This window comes from uncultured Thiodictyon sp., assembly GCF_903828115.1.
Classification (GTDB): Bacteria; Pseudomonadota; Gammaproteobacteria; order Chromatiales; family Chromatiaceae; genus Thiodictyon.
The window spans coordinates 1-3,547 of the sequence record NZ_CAIKKU010000315.1 but is presented as its reverse complement, the minus strand read 5'-3'; the positions used below and the strand labels follow the sequence as shown (position 1 = coordinate 3,547).

The 3,547-nt window shown below is 65.3% G+C and carries 2 protein-coding genes; both read right to left on the bottom strand.

Annotated features, from left to right (window positions below; all coding sequences use genetic code 11):
* Positions 1–128: 128 nt before the first annotated feature.
* Positions 129–1,532: an adenylosuccinate lyase gene (gene purB, locus QZY48_RS11485; RefSeq protein ID WP_295430992.1), complete on the bottom strand. Its 1,404-nt coding sequence runs from the start codon at positions 1,530–1,532 to the stop codon at positions 129–131.
* Positions 1,533–1,698: 166 nt separating this feature from the next.
* Complete coding sequence (locus QZY48_RS11480; RefSeq protein WP_295430991.1) at positions 1,699–3,390, bottom strand: radical SAM protein; 1,692 nt, start codon at positions 3,388–3,390, stop codon at positions 1,699–1,701.
* Positions 3,391–3,547: the final 157 nt, after the last annotated feature.

The following is a 3,547-nucleotide window of genomic DNA, read 5'->3' as shown; positions in this document are numbered from 1 at the left end:
TTGGCACCGTTGTCGTTGTCGTTGTCGTTGTCGTAATCGAGCTTATCGTAGCGCCCCGGATTCGCTCGCACCCCAAAGTACCTCGCTTCTCCGATTACGACAACGACAACGACAACGATTGTGTTTAGTCAGTCGGCACTCGGCAGCGCAATGGCCCGCGCCTGCTCGGCCGCGTTGCCGATATAGGTGGCAGGGGTCAGGGCCCGCAACTGCGCCTTGGCCGCGGCGGGGATCTCGAGTGTGTCGATGAAGTCGGCCAGGGCCGCGGCGCCGATGCGCCGGCCGCGGGTCAGTTCCTTGAGCCGCTCATAGGGCGCGGCGACACCGTAGCGGCGCATGACGGTCTGGATGGGTTCGGCCAGCACCTCCCAGTTCCCCTCCAGGTCCGCCGCCAGCCGCTGCGGGTCCGCCTCCAGCTTGCCGATCCCCTTCAGCGCCGATTGCAGCGCGATGCTGGTATGGGCGAGGCCGACGCCTAAGTTGCGCAGGACCGTGGAGTCCGTCAGATCCCGCTGCCAGCGCGAGATGGGCAGCTTGCCGGCCAGGTGTTCGAGGATGGCATTGCCTAGCCCTAAGTTACCCTCGGCATTCTCGAAATCGATGGGGTTGACCTTGTGGGGCATGGTGGAGGAGCCGACCTCCCCCGCCACGGTGCGCTGCTTGAAATAACCGAGTGCGATGTAGCCCCAGAGGTCCCGACACAGGTCCAGGGCCACGTTGTTGAAGCGCACCGTCGCGTCGAACAGCTCCGCCATGTAGTCGTGGGGCTCGATCTGGGTGCTGTAGGGGTTCCAGGTCAGCCCCAGGGCTTCGACGAAGGCCCGCGCGAAGGCGGCCCAATCCAGTTCCGGGTAGGCGACCAGATGGGCGTTGTAGTTGCCGACGGCGCCGTTGATCTTGCCGCGCAGAGCGACCGCCGCAACCCCGTCGCGCTGGGTGCGCAGGCGGTGGCAAAGGTTCGCCATCTCCTTGCCCAGGGTGGTCGGGGTGGCCGGTTGACCGTGGGTGCGGGCCAGCATGGGCAGGTCCGCGTAGCGCAGCGCCAGGTCGCGCAGGGCCGCGATCAGCTCATCCATCAGCGGCAGCAGGACCCGGCCGCGGCCCTCCCGGATCATCAGGGCATGGGCCAGGTTGTTGATATCCTCTGAGGTGCAGGCAAAGTGGATGAACTCGCTGATCGCCGCCAACTCGCGATTGCCTTTGATGCGCTCCTTCAGGAAATACTCCACCGCCTTGACATCATGATTGGTGGTGCGCTCGATCTCCTTGATGCGCTGCGCGTCCTCCAAGCGGAGGTCCCGCGCGATGCCCTCCAGCAGGTCGAGGGCCTGGGCGGACAGTGGCGGTACCTCGGGGATCGCGGGATGCCGCGCCAGGGCCTGCAGCCAGCGCACCTCCACCAGCACGCGGTAGCGGATCAGCCCGTACTCGCTGAAGATCGGGCGCAGGTCCGCGGTCTTGGCGCCGTAGCGCCCGTCCACCGGGGACACGGCAGTCAGCGCGGATAGCTCCAGGTTCAGTGCTTGGGTCATTGATGGCTCCGGGGTCGAAGGAACGGTTCAGGGAGTGCTTCCAGCGCTATTGTCGTTGTCGTTGTCGTTGTCGTAATCGGAGAAGCGATGCAATTTGGGTGCGAGAGCATCCAGGGCGCTACGATAAACTCGATCACGACAACGACAACGACGATTGTGTTCGTGTTTAACTTGTTCTTGACTCGTTACTGACCGGCTCCAGCGCCTGATCGAAATAGCTGTAACCGGGACGCTCCGTGTCCTTTTTCACCTTCCTGTAAAGGCGCCAGACCCGCCAGGCGTAGGCGAGTAGGCCGGTGTAGGTGCGCCCTATCTCCCCGATCCGTCTTGGGTAGAAGACCCAGGGGCGCTCGCGGGGCAGTCCCGGCCGGCGCTCGGTGCGGACCTTGCGCCGGAGAAACCCGCCCTGGAGCGGGTGTACGCGCTCGAACCTGAAGCAGCCGTAGAACTCGAGTGCGATCTCCATTATGCGTTTAGGGTTGCGGTCGAAGGCCGCGGCGCGCCGCATCAGGGTCTCCAGGTGCGCCATGGAGTAATAGCTGTCCCAGGCCGCCCGATAGACCCCCTGCCACTGCGCCTTGGTCATCCGTGGATGGGTGGTGCAGACGTGCTCCAAGTCATAGATGTTGAGGTCCGGGTCCAGCGGTGCGCCTTGCGCGTGCAGTGCCTGGTGGTCGGCCGAGCCGGGCAGGGGGGTCAGGCAGAAAAACTCCAGGATATCGAGCGGCAGTTCCCGTTTGATGGTCTCGATGTCGGCCAGGATGCTCTGCGGCGTGTCGTCGGGAAAGCCCAGGATGTAGCCGCAATAAGTGGTCACCCGCTGCCGCTGCCAGGCGAGCAGCATGGCGCGGTAGTTGGCGATCTTGTTCTGTTTCTTGTTGGCGGACTTGAGATTGGCCGGATTGATGTTCTCCAGCCCCAGGAAGACCCGGGAGACGCCCGCCGCCCGCGCCTTGGTGACGAAGCCCGGCAGGGTGTGACACATCGTGTCCACCTGGATCGTGAAGTTGAACTTGACCCCGAGTTCGCGCCGCACCGCGGCGATGCGATCGAAGATCGGCTCCCAGTTGCGGTTGCGGGAAAAATTATCGTCGGTGATGAAATAGTGCCGGATACCGTGAGCCAGGTTGGCACGCAGCAGCCGCTCGATGTCGTCCGGGTCACGGAAGCGCGAGGTGCGCCCCTGGACATTGATGATGGTGCAGAAACTGCACAGGAAGGGGCAGCCGCGCCCGGCGTCGAAGGTGCCGGGCATGGGGGCATAGCGCCGCGCCACCGCCGGCGGGAGATAGGGCAGGGACTGGCCTTGCAGTTGCGGCAGTTGATCCATGAAGTTGTAGAGCGGCGCCAGGCGCCGTTCATAGGCCGCCCGCAGCAGGTCCGCGAAGCGCCCCTCAGCCTCACCCGCGAACAGGGTAATGCCGAGCGCCATCGCCTCGCGCAGTTCCGGGGGGATCTGCGGGAGCATGGCGAGCACGCCGCTGACATGAAAGCCCCCGATCGCGACCTGGATCCCCGCGGCGCGAAAGCGGCGCGCCAGGTCCATGGCGCGGGGGAACTGGTTGGACTGCACCCCCACCAGACACACCAGGCCCCCGCCGGGGTTGCGCTGGAGGCGGCGGACGATCTGCCCCACCGGCACCACCGTGTTGGTCTCGTCATAGGCGTTGATGAGGATTTCCACGCCCGCGCCCAGGACCGCCGCCTGGTTGGCATTGCGCGCGAGACCGTAGAGGCTCGCCAGCGAGTTGGATGGAATCCACGCCTTGACCCACTGGATCACATAGCCGTCATCGTCGTAGTGGGATGGCTTGATGAGCTCGACCTGGAAGCGCGTGGTCGGCCTGGTGCTGTGCATGAAAGACCCCTGTCGCTGCGGCGGCGCCGTGGCCGCTGTGCCGCCGGCCAAAGGCCCATCATAGGCCCGCCGCCCTGCCAGAGAAACCCCCGCCCCCGCCCCCGCCCCCACCCCCGGGTGCGATCAGAACTGATGTGGTGACCGAGATCCCGGGTAG